This is a genomic window from Williamsia sp. z71 (assembly GCF_059553375.1).
This window is the reverse complement of sequence record NZ_JCANWX010000002.1, coordinates 334,412-351,937: the sequence shown is the minus strand read 5'-3', so window position 1 is coordinate 351,937 and position 17,526 is coordinate 334,412. Positions and strand designations below refer to the sequence as shown.

General features: G+C 65.3%; 19 protein-coding genes. 4 read left to right on the top strand and 15 right to left on the bottom strand.

Annotation, left to right across the window (positions count from 1 at the left end; all coding sequences use genetic code 11):
- The first annotated feature begins 52 nt into the window (after positions 1-52).
- A complete protein-coding gene (rpsT, locus tag AC51GR_RS05785; RefSeq protein WP_020105577.1) occupies positions 53-313 on the top strand; it encodes a 30S ribosomal protein S20 in 261 nt (86 codons plus the stop codon).
- 163 nt (positions 314-476) lie between these two features.
- Here rpsT and holA read toward each other — a convergent pair whose 3' ends face one another.
- A complete protein-coding gene (holA, locus tag AC51GR_RS05780) occupies positions 477-1,439 on the bottom strand; it encodes a DNA polymerase III subunit delta (protein WP_496323647.1) in 963 nt (320 codons plus the stop codon).
- A gap of 320 nt (positions 1,440-1,759) precedes the next feature.
- On the opposite strand from holA, the gene AC51GR_RS05775 reads away from it, so the two are divergent.
- Complete coding sequence (locus AC51GR_RS05775) at positions 1,760-3,205, top strand: outer membrane protein assembly factor BamB family protein (RefSeq protein ID WP_496323646.1); 1,446 nt, start codon at positions 1,760-1,762, stop codon at positions 3,203-3,205.
- Here AC51GR_RS05775 and AC51GR_RS05770 read toward each other — a convergent pair.
- From AC51GR_RS05770 to AC51GR_RS05715, 12 genes are all read right to left on the bottom strand, one after another.
- Positions 3,095-4,507: a ComEC/Rec2 family competence protein gene (locus AC51GR_RS05770; protein WP_496323645.1), complete on the bottom strand. Its 1,413-nt coding sequence runs from the start codon at positions 4,505-4,507 to the stop codon at positions 3,095-3,097. The genes AC51GR_RS05775 and AC51GR_RS05770 overlap by 111 nt on opposite strands.
- A complete protein-coding gene (locus AC51GR_RS05765) occupies positions 4,504-5,490 on the bottom strand; it encodes a ComEA family DNA-binding protein (RefSeq protein ID WP_496323644.1) in 987 nt (328 codons plus the stop codon). Before AC51GR_RS05765 ends, AC51GR_RS05770 begins: the two co-directional genes overlap by 4 nt.
- A gap of 182 nt (positions 5,491-5,672) precedes the next feature.
- On the bottom strand, positions 5,673-6,521 hold the full coding sequence (locus tag AC51GR_RS05760) for a DegV family protein (protein WP_496323643.1): 849 nt from the start codon (positions 6,519-6,521) through the stop codon (positions 5,673-5,675).
- Complete coding sequence (octT, locus tag AC51GR_RS05755) at positions 6,518-7,303, bottom strand: diglucosylglycerate octanoyltransferase (RefSeq protein ID WP_496323642.1); 786 nt, start codon at positions 7,301-7,303, stop codon at positions 6,518-6,520. The genes AC51GR_RS05760 and octT overlap by 4 nt, the downstream gene beginning before the upstream one ends.
- Positions 7,304-7,313: 10 nt before the next feature.
- Positions 7,314-8,030 carry a histidine phosphatase family protein gene (locus AC51GR_RS05750; protein WP_496323641.1) on the bottom strand — a complete coding sequence of 239 codons (717 nt, stop codon included), beginning with the start codon at positions 8,028-8,030 and terminating at the stop codon, positions 7,314-7,316.
- A complete protein-coding gene (gene rsfS, locus AC51GR_RS05745) occupies positions 8,023-8,442 on the bottom strand; it encodes a ribosome silencing factor (protein WP_496323640.1) in 420 nt (139 codons plus the stop codon). The genes AC51GR_RS05750 and rsfS overlap by 8 nt, the downstream gene beginning before the upstream one ends.
- A complete protein-coding gene (gene nadD, locus AC51GR_RS05740) occupies positions 8,439-9,095 on the bottom strand; it encodes a nicotinate-nucleotide adenylyltransferase (protein WP_496323639.1) in 657 nt (218 codons plus the stop codon). The genes rsfS and nadD overlap by 4 nt, the downstream gene beginning before the upstream one ends.
- 23 nt (positions 9,096-9,118) lie before the next feature.
- On the bottom strand, positions 9,119-10,531 hold the full coding sequence (locus AC51GR_RS05735; RefSeq protein WP_496323638.1) for a vWA domain-containing protein: 1,413 nt from the start codon (positions 10,529-10,531) through the stop codon (positions 9,119-9,121).
- A gap of 7 nt (positions 10,532-10,538) precedes the next feature.
- The gene (locus AC51GR_RS05730; protein ID WP_496323637.1) at positions 10,539-11,420 is read right to left on the bottom strand and encodes an AAA family ATPase; all 882 of its coding nucleotides are present in this window, start codon (positions 11,418-11,420) and stop codon (positions 10,539-10,541) included.
- 61 nt (positions 11,421-11,481) lie between these two features.
- Positions 11,482-12,747 carry a glutamate-5-semialdehyde dehydrogenase gene (locus AC51GR_RS05725; protein WP_496323636.1) on the bottom strand — a complete coding sequence of 422 codons (1,266 nt, stop codon included), beginning with the start codon at positions 12,745-12,747 and terminating at the stop codon, positions 11,482-11,484.
- A gap of 49 nt (positions 12,748-12,796) precedes the next feature.
- Positions 12,797-13,630 (bottom strand): crotonase/enoyl-CoA hydratase family protein, encoded by an 834-nt coding sequence (locus tag AC51GR_RS05720; RefSeq protein WP_496323635.1) that lies wholly within the window; start codon positions 13,628-13,630, stop codon positions 12,797-12,799.
- A 43-nt stretch (positions 13,631-13,673) separates the two neighbouring features.
- Complete coding sequence (locus AC51GR_RS05715; protein WP_496323634.1) at positions 13,674-14,183, bottom strand: urease accessory protein UreE; 510 nt, start codon at positions 14,181-14,183, stop codon at positions 13,674-13,676.
- Between the two features lie 318 nt (positions 14,184-14,501).
- On the opposite strand from AC51GR_RS05715, the gene AC51GR_RS05710 reads away from it, so the two are divergent.
- The gene (locus tag AC51GR_RS05710) at positions 14,502-15,539 is read left to right on the top strand and encodes a Dyp-type peroxidase (RefSeq protein WP_496324098.1); all 1,038 of its coding nucleotides are present in this window, start codon (positions 14,502-14,504) and stop codon (positions 15,537-15,539) included.
- Positions 15,536-16,342 carry a family 1 encapsulin nanocompartment shell protein gene (locus tag AC51GR_RS05705; RefSeq protein WP_496323633.1) on the top strand — a complete coding sequence of 269 codons (807 nt, stop codon included), beginning with the start codon at positions 15,536-15,538 and terminating at the stop codon, positions 16,340-16,342. The genes AC51GR_RS05710 and AC51GR_RS05705 overlap by 4 nt, the downstream gene beginning before the upstream one ends.
- Here AC51GR_RS05705 and AC51GR_RS05700 read toward each other — a convergent pair.
- Together AC51GR_RS05700 and AC51GR_RS05695 are read right to left on the bottom strand one after the other, a co-directional pair.
- Positions 16,284-16,898 (bottom strand): DUF222 domain-containing protein, encoded by a 615-nt coding sequence (locus tag AC51GR_RS05700; protein WP_496323632.1) that lies wholly within the window; start codon positions 16,896-16,898, stop codon positions 16,284-16,286. The genes AC51GR_RS05705 and AC51GR_RS05700 overlap by 59 nt on opposite strands.
- Positions 16,789-17,496, bottom strand: coding sequence for a DUF222 domain-containing protein (locus AC51GR_RS05695; RefSeq protein ID WP_496323631.1), 708 nt, complete (start codon positions 17,494-17,496; stop codon positions 16,789-16,791). The genes AC51GR_RS05700 and AC51GR_RS05695 overlap by 110 nt, the downstream gene beginning before the upstream one ends.
- Between the last annotated feature and the right edge of the window lie 30 nt (positions 17,497-17,526).

Sequence of the window (17,526 nt, the reverse complement as noted above, 5' to 3'; positions counted from 1 at the left end):
TCGCTGGTGCTGACACCGAAACGACCATCTTTGAGCTAAGGAAAATACACGCGTGGCAAACATCAAGTCTCAGATCAAGCGGAACAAGACCAACGAAGCTGCACGACTGCGTAACCAGTCGACCAAGTCGGCCCTGCGTACCGCGATCCGTTCATTCCGCGAGGCCGTTGCGTCCGGCGAGAAGGACAAGGCTTCCGAGCTCCTGGTTGCCACCGGCAAGAAGCTGGACAAGGCTGCCACCAAGGGTGTCATCCACTCGAACCAGGCCGCCAACAAGAAGTCGGCCATGGCATTGGCGCTGAACAAGCTCTGATCTGCCCCGCCCGTCACCGGGCCCCATAACTTCACGTTAGACGCGCTCACCCTGGCGGCTCCCACGCAGTCGCCGGGGTGTTTGTTGTATGCGAAAGTCGTGTGCTTCACAGGCACTGACATGGCAGGCCCGTGTGTGGTGGAGCGGCTGCGGTGTGGACGCGCTAGCGGCGCGGCGACGGTCGCAGATCAGCAATCGCGGCCACGGCCCGCTGCAGACTGAAATCGGCGTCGGCAGCTTGACCTTTCACTTCGCCGTTCAGCGTGGCGACCACCGACATTGCACGTGCGATCGACGGTGCATCCCATCCGATGGCTTGCGCCTGGACGCGCTTGGCCCGGCCCGGCGTCATCCCCAACTCGGACGCGATGGCCTGCGGATTGGGCTTGCCCATCCCGTACACCCGGGCGATGCCGTGGATCGATTCACCGAGCGCGTCGGCCACGAGTACGTGGGCCACGCCGTGATGGTGCGCCCACTGCAAGGCCTCCAACGCTCCGGCCCGGTCGCCGCTGACCGCCAGATCCGCGACGTCGAAGCCCTTGATCTCCGGACGACCCGAGTAATAACGCGTCACGGAGTCGACAGTCACCTTGCCGCCGGTGTCGGCGACCAACTGCGCACATGCCGCCGCCAGGTCCCGCAGGTTGGCGCGCACCGACTCGACCAGTTTGTCGACGACGTTGCGGTTGGCCTTCACGCCGAGCCGGAGGAACTCGCTGCGCACAAACGTGCCCATCTCCCACGGCGGCAGCTTGGCACATTCGTGGACCTCGGCCCCGGCTTTGCGCAGCGCCAACGCCATCGACTTGGCGCGTCCACCCCCGGAATGGCAGACGATGAGCGTGACGCCATCCGGCGGATTCTCACCTACCTCGGTGACCAGCTTCGCCGGTTCTTTGCCGGCCTCACCGGCAGCGTCCAGGATGATGATCCGGTCTTCGGCGAACAGTGAAGGACTGAGCAGCTCGGCGAGTTCCGGTGCCGTCGCATCTCCGGCCCGCAGCCGCGTGATCGGGATGTCCTCGGGGTTGTCGACGGTGCCGCGGACTTCGGCGATCACCGCGGACGTCGCGCGTTCGGCAAGGAATTCATCATCCCCGAGGATCAGATGCACGCTGTTCACATGGTCATCGTGCCAGAGGCACACGACAACTGTTGCACTCGCGCTCCCGCGTGATCTGCGTCAGTGACCAACGTCGCCGGGCACATCTCAGCCTCCTCCATATCCACATGACATCTGATCGTCCGCGAACGTTGGTAGACTGAGCGGTGCAGCCGTGGTGAGGCCAGAGGCGAGCATGCGCCCTGTTCCTCTCTGCATGATGGCCTGGTCTCGCACGGTAGGTTCTTCCCATGGGGTGGAGACAGCCAAGTCGCTTGAGGGCGGTTTCGCTCGGGTTTGGGATTCTGTTGGTAATCGCGACAGTGGGGGTCTACGGATTTGTGGCCCAACCGTTTCGCGACGAACCCGATCGGTCGCAACCGACACCTGATCTCGGCGAATTGCCCTCTAAGGCTTGGACGCTCGACGTCCGAAAATTGACCGGAAACGTCAATGATGTGTTGTTGGCGTTGCCGCAGATGGTTGATTCGTACTATGGGTATGGATCGGTACTCGAAGCTCCAACGAGCTTGGTTGGCGCTATCGGTCAAGTCGTGACGACGGATCTCTCTGAGAGCCAACCTATCTCCACCGTCACGTTGGTCGGGATCGATGTCGTCGATGGATCGGCAAAGTGGAAACGCCCGATCGGCCACGTCACTCAATGTTCTGATCAACTCGACTCTGGCGTGATCACCTGCTGGGACAGCAATCATGTTGTTTTCGTCGATACTGAGACCGGCGACCTTCTGTCGGATACAGCACCGGATTTCGAGATCGGCCGCAGCGAGGTGGTTGACGGCAAGGCATTCGTTTCCGGCAGCAAGCGCGACGGGGACAAGCTGAGCATTGTCCTGAGCGGCGGAACCCCTACGACTCCAGCCACTGCTTTTCGACGCACGATTGATGTCGCGGGGCCAATATCCTCGGTGGATCAGGTGGTTCCCTCGCAGGATCTGTTCGTCGTCAGCACACAGACGGGGGGCGCTCCGATCTACCAGTACACGATCTACAACTTGGGCAGTGGAACTCCACGTTTCACCATCGCAGCCGACCTACTGAATGTCGTGGGAGACGGACTGTTCGTCATCACCCGTGGCGCGGAGTCCGGCTCGGTCGGAACCCAAGAACTGGTTGCCAGTGATGGTTCACCGATCCTTACCGCACCTGTCCCTGCGTACACCACAACACCGGTGCCGACGGCCACCGCTGTCGGACCGCCGGTGTTCATCGGCGACGGGGCCTACGACCCGGCCACCGGCCAAGAGCTCTGGCGTGATCCCCGCCTTCTCAACCGTCAAGGAGATCCGATCAGCACCATTCGCGCGCTGGCCGATCGCACAGTCGTCGTCGCATCGGCCGAGACACAGACGCTGATCGGCCTGGATCTTTGGACTGGACAGCAAGTTTGGGAAAATCCCTGGACCGACGCGTACTGGATATATGACGGCCTCACCGACGGGGAACACTACGTCTTCAGTGACTACACCGGCTTCCATTCTCTACGGGCAGCCGACGGAAACATCATTTGGTCGATTCCATTGCCCCCCCGGCGCCGACCCGCGCGGCACAACTGTGTCCAGCGCTCGCGGAGACATCCTACTCACCATCGGATCGGATATTTCGCTCTGGCGACAGTCGTCGCAGGCATAGTTCCTCCCGACGAAGCGGGTCGGTCACCACAGTGTCACAGTCGAAAACGGAACGCGGCTGAGGTGTTCGGCCACCCACACCATCCACCAGAGTTCCGGGCCGGTGAACCGGGCCAGAACCACCGCAACTGGTGACCACATCATCGCCACCACCGCCGCGCTGGTTCCCAGCACGGTGATCGGTGCCACCACCAGTGCCACCGCGAGATTGGCCACGATCGCAACAAAGCTGATCTGTCCGCTGATCAGCAGGACGGCCGGCGTGGTCACCATCTGCGCGACCACTGCCACCGCGAGCAACTCCGCGACACCGACCGGAACATGATGATCCCGAAGCCATCCCGCGACAACCGGCGCCAGCACGATGAGCCCGGCAGTGGCGATCACCGACAGCCCAAACCCCGGCTGCACCGCGAACGCCGGCCAGATCATCAGCAGTGTCATGATCGCCGCACACAGTGCCGGCATGGCCTGTGAACGTCGACGGATCAACAGCGCAGACAACCCCACACCACCCATCACCGCCGCACGGACGACGCTCGGACTCGGCCGGACCAGGATCACGAACACCACGATGGCGACAGCGGTCAGAGCTACCGCAAGACGAGGACCGGCGCCGAGCCAGCGCACCACCAGGAGCAGTGCCCCGATGATGATCGCGAAGTTGGCGCCGGATACCGCGGTCAGATGGGTCAGTCCGCAGGCCCGGAAGTTGTCTTTGAGATCGTCGCTCAGTGCCGAGGTGTCCCCCAGCACCAACCCCGGCAACAAACCCGACTCCGGCGCACCCAGCGCCTGCGACGACACCTGCTGAAACTGCGCTCGCACCGTGCCCGCCCACCGCTGATGGGCCGGTGGGCCACGGACTTTCTTCGGTGCGCCGGAGGTGGTGAGTGTGGCCACCGTCAGATCCGGCCTTCGCGGGTCGGTCACCGTGAACACCGCAGATACCTGTTGTCCCGGAATCAGTTCGAGCCATCCGTCGACCGGGGCCAAGACCGTGGCTCCCACGTTCGGGACCGAACGACCGCGTACGCCCACCACCGTCACCGCCACCACCACCCGGTCGGTGCGCGCGATGATCTTCGGGTCGTCGGAGATCCGCACCGTGGCGGTTGCCTTACTCCCCCGCAGCCCGGGGTCCGCCAACGGATTCGACGCGATGTGATGCTGCCGCAGGACCATCGCCCACCCGAACCCGGCCAGGGTTCCGGCGAATCCGATCAACAACGGCAACATGACCATTCGCGACCCACGAATCATCGCGACGATCATCACGACCGTGCTCAGCGACGCCGTGCCGGCCGCTGCGGCGGTGACCGGGACCGAACTGAGCACTCCCAGAGTCGAAATGAACCAACTCGCGGCCGCCGCGGGCACCAGTCGCATGTCGAGCCGGGTGCGCCCGCGACCAGTCGACGTTGCCAAAGCCGTCACACCGTGACCTTGTCCCGGAGCTTCTCCAGACGACCGGGCCCGATCCCGTCGACCTCCGCCAACTGATCGACGGAGGCGAAGTTGCCGTTGGCCTGCCGCCAGGCGATGATCGACGCCGCGGTCACCGGTCCCACACCGGGCAAGGTGTCCAACTCGATGTCGGTTGCGGTGTTGATGTTGACCAGCCCCCCGGATACGGGCGCGGCCGACGCGGAACCGGTTGGCGCCGCTGTCGTGGCGCCCGCACCCCCTGAGCCGTCGACCGGCACCACCGCACTGCGCATCTGGACCCCGCCGGCCGGATCGGCGAAACCCACCAGGATCTGATCACCGTCGCGAAGCGGCTGGGCCATGTTCAGCGACAACAGATCCGCGCCGTTCTTCGCGCCCCCGGCGCTGCTGATGGCATCGGCCACCCGAGCCTGCGGCGGCAGGCGGACAAGCCCGGGCCGGTGCACCAGACCGACCACACTGATGACGAGTTCGGCTGGAGGTGAGGCGCTTTCCGGAACCGGCCCACCCGCACTCACTGCGGTGCTCGGCGCGGCCGCCCCGGCGGTGGTCGGAAAGTTCACCGGCACCTGCGGGCCCGTACCGCCACTGGCGAACGCTGTGTACAGGGCTATGGCGGTGGCGCACAATCCCACTGCCACCAGTGCGATGGCGGCCGCCGGAGTGGAGCGCCACCGACGCTTCAATGGGCCCTCGGGTTCAGGGTCGTCCTCTGCCCACCGCGGACGGTATCCGTCATCGGGATCATCGGGGTCAGCGGTATCAGCCGGGCGAGCACGCTCGGATTCGTGCGTCGCGGTGCCCTGCAACCACTGCGCCGATCCCAACCAGTCGGGGGCAGCATGTTCGGCCGGGACAGCCAACTGCGCCGCTTCTGATTGCACCGGTTCGGCCTGCGCCCATGACGATTGCGGTGGTTCGGGCGGCTCCGGTGAACCCGGCTCCGCGAGGCGATCGAGATTGCTTCTCATGGCCGAACCGTAGAAAACGAACCGGCCAACTCACCGCGACCGAGCAGTCGTGACGCTAATCCTGTGAATACAGCGCCGAACTGTGGACAACCTCAATCACACCACCACACGAGCCACTTATACGAAGACGAGCCACAAATTTGTGGCTCGTCTTCGTATAAGTGGCTCGTGTGGTGGTGGACTCAGGAGAGATCGATCGGGTCCAGTGAGGTCGTCACGGCGATACCGACGGCTCCACTGCCCACGTGCCGAGACAAGACCGGACCGAAGTCGGCTTCCACCAGCGAGGTGATGGTCAGCTTGGACCGCAGCGCTTCGATGATCTGGTTCGCGAGATCCGGTGCCTCACAATGCTGTACCCCAAGGGTCACCGGGCGCTGGTCGGCTATCTCAACGGCGGAATCGATGATCTTGGCGATGGCCTTGGACGTGGTCCGCTGCTTTTCCTTGAGCGCCAACGTCCCGTCGACCACGCGCAGGATCGGCTTGATCGCGAGTGCCGAGGCAAACAATCTGGTGGTGGCACCGATGCGTCCGCTCGACCGCAGATTCTCCAACTGCTGCACACACAGCAGACATTCCGTGGTCGACCCGACACGGATCGCCGCCTCGTACACGCGGTCCATGTCGGCACCGGCCTCGGCATGCTGCGCTGCGGCAAGAGTCGAGAACCCGACTCCGAGCCCCACCGTCCGTGAATCGACCACTCGGATGTGGCCCTGGAACTTCTCGGCGACCACGCGCGCCGACCCCCAGGTCCCGCTGAACCGCCGGGACAGGTGGACCGCGACCACTCCGTCGCCGTCGCTTTCGTCCACGGCCTGGGCGTACGCGGCCTCGAGGTCTGCCGGTGTCACACCCGAGGTGGTCGTCTGAGGGTTGTTGTAGATGTCCGGACCGATCTCGTCGACGTCCTCACGCAGATCCAGCTCGCCCGAGAGGACATGCAACGGCACCTGTCTGATGCGGTACCGCCGGCGCAGTGCCTCCGGCAGGCGCGCCGAGGAGTCGGTCACGATGACAACGGTCACAGGGACACGTTAGTCGTCGACGGGCCGGAAGTCGTCAGGGCGCCGGACACCGCGGCCTGCACCAGATCGGCGACCTCACGGTGACAACCGAAGCCCCAGTGAATACCGTCCGGATTGCCTTCGCCGCGGTCGAAGTGTGCCGCGGTCGGCGGCATCAGGTCGACGAGCGGAACCTGCGCGGCCCGGGCCCACTCGGTCATCGCGGCCACCGTCTGCGGCCGTCCCTTGTGCACGTTGCCGTAATAGGGACTGCGGTGCGTCGACGGCAGACAGGCGACCACGGGCAGGTCGGGCCGGATCGCGATCAGCGCCTCGTGGATCTTGCCGAGATAGTCGGCCGTCAGCGCCGGTGGCAGTGCCAGCGGCCATCCGGTCCGGGCCAGCCTCGGCTGCAGCCATCCGTAGGTGTCGCGGACATATTGCCGCAACCGCGGTGGCCGCACGTAACGGATCTGCTCCCGCAGTGCGGTGGGCAGCGGCGACGGCAGCGAGTCCATCCCACCGAAAGCGAAAACCACCACGCTGGCCCGCGGGACGGCAGCCCAGATGTTCGGATCCTGGGTCAGGGCCCACCAGACATCGCGGCTGGTCCAGCCGATCCGCCCGAACAGTTCGAGCTCGAGCCCGAGTTCCTCCGCGACCAAGGTCGGCCAGATCCGCGGATCGTTGGCGGGCAGCCCGCCCTTGGGTCCGTAGTAGGCCAGTGAATCCGAGAGCACCAGCAGACTGCCCCGCCCCCCTGTTCCAAGCGGATCAGCGGCCGGCACGAGGTCTTGGCTCATGACATCGCACTCACTGGACGGCCAGGTCGGAGACCTCGGCGGACGCATTCCACACGTCGAGTCGCCAGGTGGTGTCGTCGTCTTCGCCGTGCCCGCTGAGCTGTACCCAACTGGTGTTGGCCAGTCCGCCGAAGACCGGCCAGTGGCTGATCGGAAGTCCGAGCAGGCCTGCGGTCAGGGCAGCGATCGCCCCACCGTGCGCCACCAGGACAACGGGTGAGTCAGCGTTGTCACCGCGGCCCCAATCACCAAGTCCGGCAACGAGTTCCTCTACCACCGGCATGCTTCGGCGGGCCACGTCGACGCGGCTCTCGCCACCGGGTGGCGTCCAGGTGGCGTCGTCGCGCCAGATGCGGCGGGCCCCGGGCAGCAGTGCATCGACCTCATGATGGGTCAGCCCCTGCCACTCGCCGAGATGGGTCTCGCGCAGTCGCTGGTCCAGCCCGACCTCGAGGCCGACCTGCTCGGCCAGTGCGGCCGCGGTGTCCCGCGCCCGCCGCAGGTCCGAGGAGATGATCAGCCGCGGTTCCCTGGCGGCAAGTACCTTCGCCGCCGCCGCAGCCTGGTGCACACCCAGCTCGGACAGATCGGTGTCGAGCTGTCCCTGCATGCGGCTCGTTGCGTTGTAGTCGGTCTGCCCGTGCCGAAGCAGCACGAGCCGGCGCACGACCGGCGTCATCCGTTCAACGCTCGAGTCGTGTCCGTCCGGACGCAACAACTCATTCATCGTCCGGGCTCTCGGGCTCTTCGTCGTCACCGCCGGTCGCGATCACGGGGGTTTCGAGCCCGGGGATGTCCAGGACCGGGCAGTCCTTCCACAGACGCTCGAGAGCGTAGAACTCCCGCTCCTCTTCATGGAGAACGTGGATGACCACGTCGATGTAGTCGAGCAGGGTCCAGCGCCCTTCACGGGTGCCTTCACGCCGGACCGGCTTGTGGCCGGCTTCGCGCAGTTTTTCCTCGACCTCGTCAACGATGGCGCTGACCTGTCGTTCGTTGTCCGCCGATGCGATGACGAAACAGTCGGTGATGACCAACTGCTCGGAAACATCGAGAACGATCACATTGGCGGCCAGTTTGTCGGCGGCCGCGTGGGCGGCGACGGTGGCCATGGCGACCGCTTCGGGTGACGCTGTCACAGAGTGCCTTTCGATTGGTAGAGCTTTCGCTTACTGATGTACTGCACCACTCCGTCCGGTACCAGGTACCAGACCGGCCGTCCGGCCGCCGCGCGGGCGCGGCAGTCCGTGGACGAGATCGCCAGTGCCGGTATCTCCATCAGATGGAGGGTATCGGGAGGAAGCTTCTGCAGATGCCTGTCGAGATGTGCTGCGCCGAGTTCGTAGCCGGGCCGGGAGACCCCGACAAAGCTCGACAACTCGAACAACACTTCCCAGTCCTGCCAAGACAAGATCGATGCCAACGCGTCCGCACCCGTGATGAAGAACAATTCCGCGTCGGGGTTCATGCGACGCAGGTCACGTAGCGTGTCGACCGTGTAGGTGTCACCTTCGCGGTCGAGGTCCACCCTGCTCACCGAGAACCGTGGGTTTGACGCGGTTGCGATCACGGTCATCAGGTAGCGGTCTTCGGGTGGGCTGACCCCGGCGTCGGCCTGGAACTTCTGCCAGGGCCGGCCGGTGGGGACGAAGATGACCTCATCGAGACCAAAGCGGTCCGCGACCTCGCTCGCAGCGACCAGGTGGCCGTTGTGGACGGGGTCGAAGGTGCCGCCCATGACGCCGATCTTCCGCCCTGTGGAGGCGCGGGAGTCAGGTGTCGTTTCGGGCATGAGGATTGAGTCTACTGATCAGCTCATACGGGCAGCAGGTTGGCGATCACCTTTGCCAGTTGTGAGGCGTTTCGGCATTCGTGCATGTCAATCACATCGGAGTAGGTTGCGGCGATCGAGTCACCCGAATCCCAGTTGACGCCGGCCTCCGGATTGAGCCAGTAGGCGTGCCTGGTGTGGTCGACCATCTTGGTCAGCGCGTCGAGCTTCGGGTCGCGATAGTTGTTACGCCCGTCCCCCAGGATCAGCAGGGCGCCGCGTCGTGTCAGGGCGTCTAGATGCTCCTCGGCGAAGCCCGCGAACGCGTGGCCGTAGTCGGAGTGACCGTCGCGGGTGATCAGCTTGGCATTCTTGATCATGTCCCCGATCGCGTCGGCGACGTCGAGGTCGGGACCGTCGAAGAACTCGGTCACCTCGTCCACGGTGTCGACGAACGCGAAGACCCGGACCTTCGAAAACTGTTGCCGCAAGGCATAGACGAGCTGAAGGGTGAACTGGGAGAAACCGGCGACCGACCCCGATACATCACAGAGGATCACCAGTTCGGGACGGCCGGGACGCGGCTTGCGGCGCACCAGATCGATCGGCACACCCCCGGTCGACATCGAGGCGCGCAGTGTCTTGCGGACGTCGATGGCCCCGCGGTGTGCACGCCGCCTGCGGATCTCCAGGCGTGATGCCAGCAGTCGTGCCAGGGGTGCGACCGTGCGTCGGACCTCGGCGACCTCCGCCGCGCCTGCGGACAGGAAGTTGATGCGTTCTGGCAGGTTCGGCACCGCGTACTGCGAGACCCGTTCGCGTCCGTTGCGTTCGGCCATCCGGCGTTTGGTCTCACCGTCGATCAGGGTCCGGAACTTCCGGACCCGGTCGGCGGCGGCCTTGCGGAAGAGCGGATCTCTGCCGTCGGCCTCGGTGCCACCGCCCCCGACGGCCATCGCCGCGGCGATCCGGGCGATCAGCGTCTGCGGATCGATCGTCGACATCGCCTGATACGTGGAGTACGCAGAATCCCGGGTCGCCTGATATTTGCCCATCTCCGCAACGACCATCGCCGCGAACCGGGCCAACTCCGCGTCGGACTCCGGCGAATCGTCGGCCAGGAGTTCGGCGAGACGGGACCGCACGGCCTCGGTGTCGATCTTGCCGTCGGCATCCCGGGCGAACGCGGCGTCCAGGTCGCCACTGCGGTCACCGGCGCCGAGTGGGAACCACAGATCGAAGACCGAGTCGAAGACCCGGCGGTGTCCGTTGTCGTGGAGCAGCGTGCAGGCCATCCCCTCGCGGAAGCTTTCCCGGTCGAGGAGGTCGAGGACCGTGGCCGCCTCCCCGGCATCGATCAGGTTCGCCGGCCCGACCACGATCCCGCGAGCCCGGAGGTCGTCGACGAACCCGGTCAGCTGGGTGATGAAGGGGGCAGTCGCAATGGGGGTGGGCACGGCGCGCTCAGCTCAGCTTCAGTTCCTTGAGGGCCGTGGCCACGTCCGGACGGTGCTTGAGGACGACCCCCAGGGTCTGGGCGATCAACGCGTTGTCGATGTCGGTCCCCGGCTTCTCACCGACACCGAGAGCCAGCAGCGTGTTGGCCCAGTCGATCGTCTCGGCCACCGACGGCTTCTTGCGGATGTCGAGGGTGCGCAGGACCCCGATGATGCGGACAAGTTCTTTTGCAACCGACTCGGCGAGCTGCGGTACCCGGCTGGCCAGGATCTCCCGCTCGCGCGCCGCGTCGGGGAAGTCGATGAAGAGGTACAGGCAGCGGCGTTTGAGGGCCTCGGACAATTCCCGGGTGGCGTTGGACGTCAACAGCACGATCGGGCGACGGGTGGCGGTGACCGTGCCCATCTCGGGGATCGTGATCGCGAAATCGCTGAGGACCTCGAGGAGCAGGCCTTCGATGTCTACATCGGCCTTGTCGACCTCGTCGATGAGCAACACGGTCCGTCCGGGCGCGGTGATGGCCTTGAGCAGCGGACGCGCCAGCAGGAACTCCTCGGAGAAGATGTCTGCCTTGGTCTCGTCCCAGCCACGCTGACCGGTCGCCTGGATCGCCAGGATCTGCTTGGCGTGGTTCCACTCATAGAGCGCGCGGGCCTCGTCGATTCCCTCGTAGCACTGCAGTCGCACCAGATCGGCGTTGGTGGACTGCGAGATCGCGCGCGCCAACTCGGTTTTGCCGACACCGGCGGGGCCTTCGACGAGCAGCGGCTTACCCAGCCGGTCGGCCAGGAAGACCGACGTCGAGGTTGCCTCGTCGGCCAGGTACCCGACGCCGGCAAGCGTCTGGCGTACGCCGGGCACGTCGGTGAAACTGGGCTCTACGGCCATCGTTGTTGCTCCTGGGCTATGTGGTTGGACGAGTAGCGGGATCCGGACCGGGCGGCTCGGGCTAGCGAGGCCGGGTCTGGCCGTTGCCCCAGGCGATCCACTTGGTGGACGTCAGTTCGGGGAGCCCCATCGGGCCACGGGCGTGCAACTTCTGGGTGGAGATGCCGATCTCGGCACCGAACCCGAACTGCTCGCCATCGGTGAACGCGGTGGAGGCATTCACCATGACAGCTGCGGCGTCGACGCGCTGGGTGAACTCGGTGGCCGCGGCCAGATCCGCGGTGACGATCGCCTCGGTGTGGCTGGTGCCGTACCGGTCGATGTGGTCGACGGCCTCGTCGATACCCGCGACGACCTTCACCGCGATGTCGAGTGTCAGGTACTCGTCGGACCAATCGCTTTCGGTGGCCGGGGTCATGCCCGGTTCGTCGCCGTGGATGACCACCCCGGCGCTCTGCAGTGCCTGGGTCAGGCGCGGCAGCGCGGTCGCGGCGATCGCCTGATCGATGAGGAGCGTCTCGGCGGTGTTGCAGACGCTGGGCCGACGGGTCTTGGAATTGAGGACCAGGTCTTCCGCCATGTCGAGATCGGCCGCCGAGTGGATGTAGATGTGGCAGTTGCCGGTTCCGGTCTCGATGGTCGGTACGGTCGCGTTCTCGACCACTGCCTTGATCAATCCGGCCCCGCCGCGGGGGATCACCACGTCGACGAGCCCGCGGGCCCGGATGAGATGGGTGACGCTCGACCGGTCGTCCGACGGCAGCAACTGCACCGCGTCGGCGGGCAGACCCGCGGCGGTGAGGGTCTCGCGCAGGATCCGGACGAGTTCGGCGTTGGAACTCGCGGCCGACGACGAGCCACGCAGCAGCGCCACATTGCCCGACTTCAGTGCGATGCCGAAGGCGTCGACCGTGACGTTCGGCCGGGCTTCGTAGACCATGCCGACCACGCCGAGCGGCACCCGGACCTGCCGGAGCTGCATCCCGTTGGGCAACGTCTTGCCGGCGATCACGTCACCGATCGGATCGGGCAGTCCGGCCACCTGTCGCAGTCCGGTGGCGATGCCCTCGATCCGGTCGGCCGTCAAACGCAGCCGGTCGATCAGGCTGGCCTCGGTCCCGGCGGCCTCGGCCCGGGCGACGTCCTCGGCGTTGGCGGCCAGGACCGCATCGGACTGGGTCAGCAACGCCTCGGCGGCGTCGTGCAGAACCCGGTTCTTCTGATCGGTCGTCAGGCCCGCGAGCACGCGTGATGCGGCTTTCGCGGCGGTCGCCTGCGCGCGCACGATCTGTTCGATGTCGGCCGGAGTCGTGGTGGTGGCACTCATTCATCCAGAATAGGTGGCGATGAGATCGACGTTCTCGCCGACCGACGCCTCAGCGGCCCCGATCCTCGTCTGAGGGCCCGTGCCGTTTGCCCGACCCGTTGTCGAACGTCCCGTGTCTGCCTTCTCCCCCGGCGAAGCGGGTTGCGCCCGTCACCGTGTCGGCCGACAGCGACGTCAGGCCGTGGACGTACTCGTTGAAGATGGCGTCCTCTTCGTACAGCCCTTCTTGTTCGAGGACCGAGAGCCGGTCCTGGCGCATGCAGGTCTGCGGGAACGCTGCCAGTTCGTGGGCGAGCTCCCGGGCTGCCGACACCGCTTCACCGGCCGGCACCACCCGGTTGACCAGCCCCATCTGTCCGGCCTCACCCGCCGACACCGGCCGGCCGGTCAGGATCAGGTCCATCGCCCGCGACGTACCGATCAATTGAGGTAGCCGCACGGTGCCACCGTCGACGAGTGGCACACCCCATCGGCGGCAGAACACTCCGAGGACGGCGTCCTCGTCGGCGACCCGGAGGTCGGCCCACAACGCGAGTTCCAGACCGCCGGCCACCGCGTGCCCGGCGATGGCCGCGATCACGGGCTTGGACAATCGCATTCGAGTCGGGCCCATCGGGCCGTCGCCCTCGGCCGCTATCCGATTCATGTTGCGGCCGGACGCCACGGCCTTGAGATCGGCACCGGCGCAGAATGTTCCGCCCTCGCCGTGCAAGACCGCCACCGACGCGTCTGGATCGGCGTCGAACTCGCGGAATGCATCGGCCAGCGCTTGCGCGGTCACGGCGTCGACGGCGTTACGCACCTGCGGCCGGTTGATGCTGATCATGGTGACCGGGCCGTCGCGGTCCACGTTCACCGTCGTGGATGTCGGTGGAGTAGTCATCGGCGGCCACCTCCCGAGGTCGGTTACCGTCGAACCTAGCCGGTCAGGTGGTCGGCGAAAAGACCCCATGCACCCGCCCCGCTGCGGCAACTTCGGCGGGCCGGTTCGGCAGCCACAGGTGCAGAGGCATCACGCAGGGTGCGGCCAGCACGTCGCCGGGCACGATGTCCGCCGGGCGTGGGGCGGTGATCGCGGCGTCTCGCCCCTTCGGACCGATGTCGGTCGACGCCACTCGGGCGGTGGAGATACGCCCGATCAGGCGCGCCTCGGACCAGATGAGCTGCACTCGTTCGGCGTCGAAGTCGACGGCGATGATCCGCCGGCGTGGACCGACGTCGCGGGCTTCGGTCACCCGCATCATCACCACGCCTCGCCCCGGAGTGCGGCTCGGATACACCGCGGGCGTTCCCGACAATTCGATGAGGTGTGTCATCGAGAGTCCGTCGACGAGAACGTCCGTCACGGTGGTGGTTGTGTTGTCGGGCCATAAAGAGTCGTTGAGCGGGTCTGGGATGCTCGCGCGCAGGGTCGGCAAGATCGACGTGAGTGTCACAGACCCACCTGCTGGAGTGGGTCGGGATCGAATTCTGTACCGGGACGCTGTTTTTGAAGTGGTCTCACGTATTTCGTTCTACGCATCGGCCGGCGGCTTGAATACATCGTGCATCAAGTTCTAACGATATTTTTGCGCGCCGTCCCGAACCGGGACATTCGACTCATGTGTTCGCGGCGCAAGTCTGCACACAATTGTCCGGCGGGGTGTCAACGCACCCAACGGCTCCGGGTAACGCTAACGTGATTCGGATATACCCATCAGCGGCGGAAGGCAACGATCATCACCGGTTCCGAAGGCCCCACACCGCAACCCATCCTGGCGCGGCTGCCCGAGGCCGCAATCTTTCTGGTGGCCACCGTCAACGAGGGCGCCGAAGAGGCTGTCTGGGATTTCCTTTCCGGGGTCACCGGTCTCATCCGATCGGTCGCCTCACGAGTCCCCGATTCTCGGCTGCTCTGTGTGGTCGGCATCGGCTCCGATGCCTGGGACCGGCTTTTCACCGGTCCCCGGCCGGCGGGCCTGGCGCCCTTCATCCCGCTGCAAGGCGCCGTGCACACGGCACCGGCAACAGAAGGCGACCTGCTCTTCCACATCCGCGCCCGGACCATGGACGCCTGCTTCGAGATCGCCACCCAGATCACCTTTGCCCTGCAGGGCGCGGTGACGATCGTCGACGAGGTCCACGGATTCCGGTTGTTCGACATGCGCTCGATGGTCGGATTCGTCGATGGGACAGAGAATCCCGACGGCCCGGCCGCCGAACGGGCAGTGACCGTCGACGCCGACGATGACCCCGACTTCGCCGGCGGAAGTTACGTGTTGATCCAGAAGTATCTGCACAACATGACTGCGTGGAACGCCACGAGCACCGATGAGCAGGAACAGGTCTTCGGACGTACCAAGTGGGACAACATCGAAATGGACGACGACACCAAACCGTCCAATTCACACACCGCACTGACCGTCATCGAGGACGAGACCGGTGAGCAAGTGCAGATCATGCGCGACAACATGCCGTTCGGCAGGGTCGGCCAGGACGAGTTCGGGACGTATTTCCTCGGTTACTCGGCCGGTCCCGAGGTCACCGACGAGATGTTGCGCAACATGTTCATCGGCAAACCGGAGGGCAATTACGACCGGCTCCTCGACTTCTCCACCGCTGTCACCGGCAGTCGCTATTTCGCGCCCACGATCGATTTTCTCGACGATCCACCGGCGCTCCCGGACCGCGCGTCCGAAACACCTGAAACGAACGAACCCGAAACGATCACCACCGACACGGTCCCCGATTCGGGGTCCCTTCGGATCGGCGACCTCTCCCGGCGCCGGCAGCTGACCACGGAGGAAAAATGAACAACCTGCACCGCGAACTCGCACCGATCTCGGCTGCGGCCTGGAAGGAGATCGAGGAGGAGGCGACGCGAACCTTCAAGCGCAACAGCGCCGGTCGCCGGCTCGTGGATGTCAACGGTCCGCACGGGCTGGAACTCGCCGCGGTCACCACGGGACGTCGGCTTCCCATCGATGCACCGCGCCCCGGTATCGAGGCCAGTGCCCGCACATCGCAGTCGATCATCGAATTGAAGGTGCCGTTCACGGTCAGCCGGCAGGCCGTCGACGACGTCGACCGCGGCGCACAGGATTCCGATTGGGATCCGGTCATCGAGGCTGCGCGCAGTCTTGCCCAGGCCGAGGACCGCGCCATCTTCGAAGGCTATTCCGCTGCGGGCATCGCGGGCATCCGCAGCCAGGCCCCGGGCGATCCGATCCAGCTTCCCAGCGATGTTCGCGAATACCCCGAGGCAATCAGCCAGGCGTTGAGCCGGCTTCGCCTGTCGTCGGTGAGTGGCCCCTACTCCCTGGCACTGAGCGCCGACGTGTGGCTGAAGGTCAACGAGACCTCCAACCATGGCTACCCGATCATCCAGCATCTGCAGCGCGTCATCGACGGCGACATCATCTGGGCCCCCGCCATCGACTCTGCGTTCCTGCTGAGTACCCGTGGCGGCGACTTCGATCTCACCATCGGACAAGATGTTTCGATCGGCTACGACTCCCATGACGCCACCGGCGTCAACCTGTATTTCCAGGAGTCCTTCACATTCCTCGTGTACACGGGCGAAGCAGCGGTTCCGTTTGTGACCACCGGGGTCTGATCCGCTTCCCCACCCCGATGATGTGCCCTTTTAGCGGTGCCCACCTGGGCTTTTGGTCACCAAAGGACCACATCATCGGGGTGCTTGCTATGCGGCGTTGGGCCGCGCATTCTGAGGCCGGGGCATCACAGCCCGGCCGTGAACAGCCCCGCTCGGCGGCAGTCAGAGCGAGTCGCTGATCGGCGGTGGCCAAACGTTGTTCCCGACCCAGATACAGCGGGCGATGTTTGTCATCGAGCAACGCCAAAAACTTACGGCTCACCCCAGCCAACCTCAAGGCATCCTTGACACTCACGACTCCGCCGGAGGCGGTGGTGACCAGACCGGTTTCCTGTTCGAGCTGCTCCAACGTCATCGTCACGATGACCTGCGCCGGCAGCCCGCGGTGGGTACCGAGCTTGCCTTGCCCGACCACCATCTCCATCAACTTCTTGAACGCATCATGATTACGCTGCCCAGCCGTGCGGGTATCGCGCTCGGCCGCCGCACGTAGGGCCTCCTTCTCCGCCTTGTCGGCGATGCCGGTCGGTGAGTCCGGATCGTTCGGGTTGTTCATCCCCTTGGCCGCCCACTTCGCGGCCACCACATTCCCACAGTGCTTTGGTCGCCGGATCCAACGTGCCTTTGATCCCGGCCATATGGTCGGCGCCCTGCTTGGAGACCGACAACTCCCGTTTCTGGGCGCGGTCGGTGTCGACGAACTCCCCGTCCGGGTTCAGATGCGCATGCAGGTGCAGGCCCACCCCGATCGCACCATCACCCATCGCCGCGGCAGTATGGGGATACGTCGGGGCGATCACCTCACCCGATGGAGCATGCCAGTGGCCGACGCGCTCAGCCCTTCTCGACCGGGCACTGGCCTGGGCCGCGGAAATCCGCAGATGATGCCGCAGAAACTTGTTGTGCTTCAACCCCTGTTTCGCAGCCACGGACCGCTCCCGCAACTCGACGGCGACCCGTACTTTCACCAACTCGTCCCGACGGGTCTGCATCTCCACCGCTTGGGCCATTTCCACAGTCTCTTTGTCGGACAGGCTCGCCAACGACACCTCAACAAGCCTGCCGGACAACACCTCACGGACAGCAACAATCTCTTCCGCATCCAGGGCCATGCCCTCGATACGGTCGATCAGATCTGCCACCCCCGACGCCATGACACAGTTCCATCAACACCCACCGACAAA

Excerpts from the sequence above, each read along its gene's own strand:
- nadD (WP_496323639.1), bottom strand. The coding sequence starts at position 9,095 with ATGCCCGAAACGACACCTGACTCCCGCGCCTCCACAGGGCGGAAGATC.
- AC51GR_RS05705 (WP_496323633.1), top strand. The coding sequence starts at position 15,536 with ATGAACAACCTGCACCGCGAACTCGCACCGATCTCGGCTGCGGCCTGG.
- AC51GR_RS05695 (WP_496323631.1), bottom strand. The coding sequence starts at position 17,496 with ATGGCGTCGGGGGTGGCAGATCTGATCGACCGTATCGAGGGCATGGCC.
- AC51GR_RS05725 (WP_496323636.1), bottom strand. The coding sequence starts at position 12,747 with ATGAGTGCCACCACCACGACTCCGGCCGACATCGAACAGATCGTGCGC.
- AC51GR_RS05750 (WP_496323641.1), bottom strand. The coding sequence starts at position 8,030 with ATGAATGAGTTGTTGCGTCCGGACGGACACGACTCGAGCGTTGAACGG.
- AC51GR_RS05765 (WP_496323644.1), bottom strand. The coding sequence starts at position 5,490 with ATGAGAAGCAATCTCGATCGCCTCGCGGAGCCGGGTTCACCGGAGCCG.
- octT (WP_496323642.1), bottom strand. The coding sequence starts at position 7,303 with ATGAGCCAAGACCTCGTGCCGGCCGCTGATCCGCTTGGAACAGGGGGG.
- AC51GR_RS05730 (WP_496323637.1), bottom strand. The coding sequence starts at position 11,420 with ATGGCCGTAGAGCCCAGTTTCACCGACGTGCCCGGCGTACGCCAGACG.
- AC51GR_RS05720 (WP_496323635.1), bottom strand. The coding sequence starts at position 13,630 with ATGACTACTCCACCGACATCCACGACGGTGAACGTGGACCGCGACGGC.
- AC51GR_RS05700 (WP_496323632.1), bottom strand. The coding sequence starts at position 16,898 with ATGAACAACCCGAACGATCCGGACTCACCGACCGGCATCGCCGACAAG.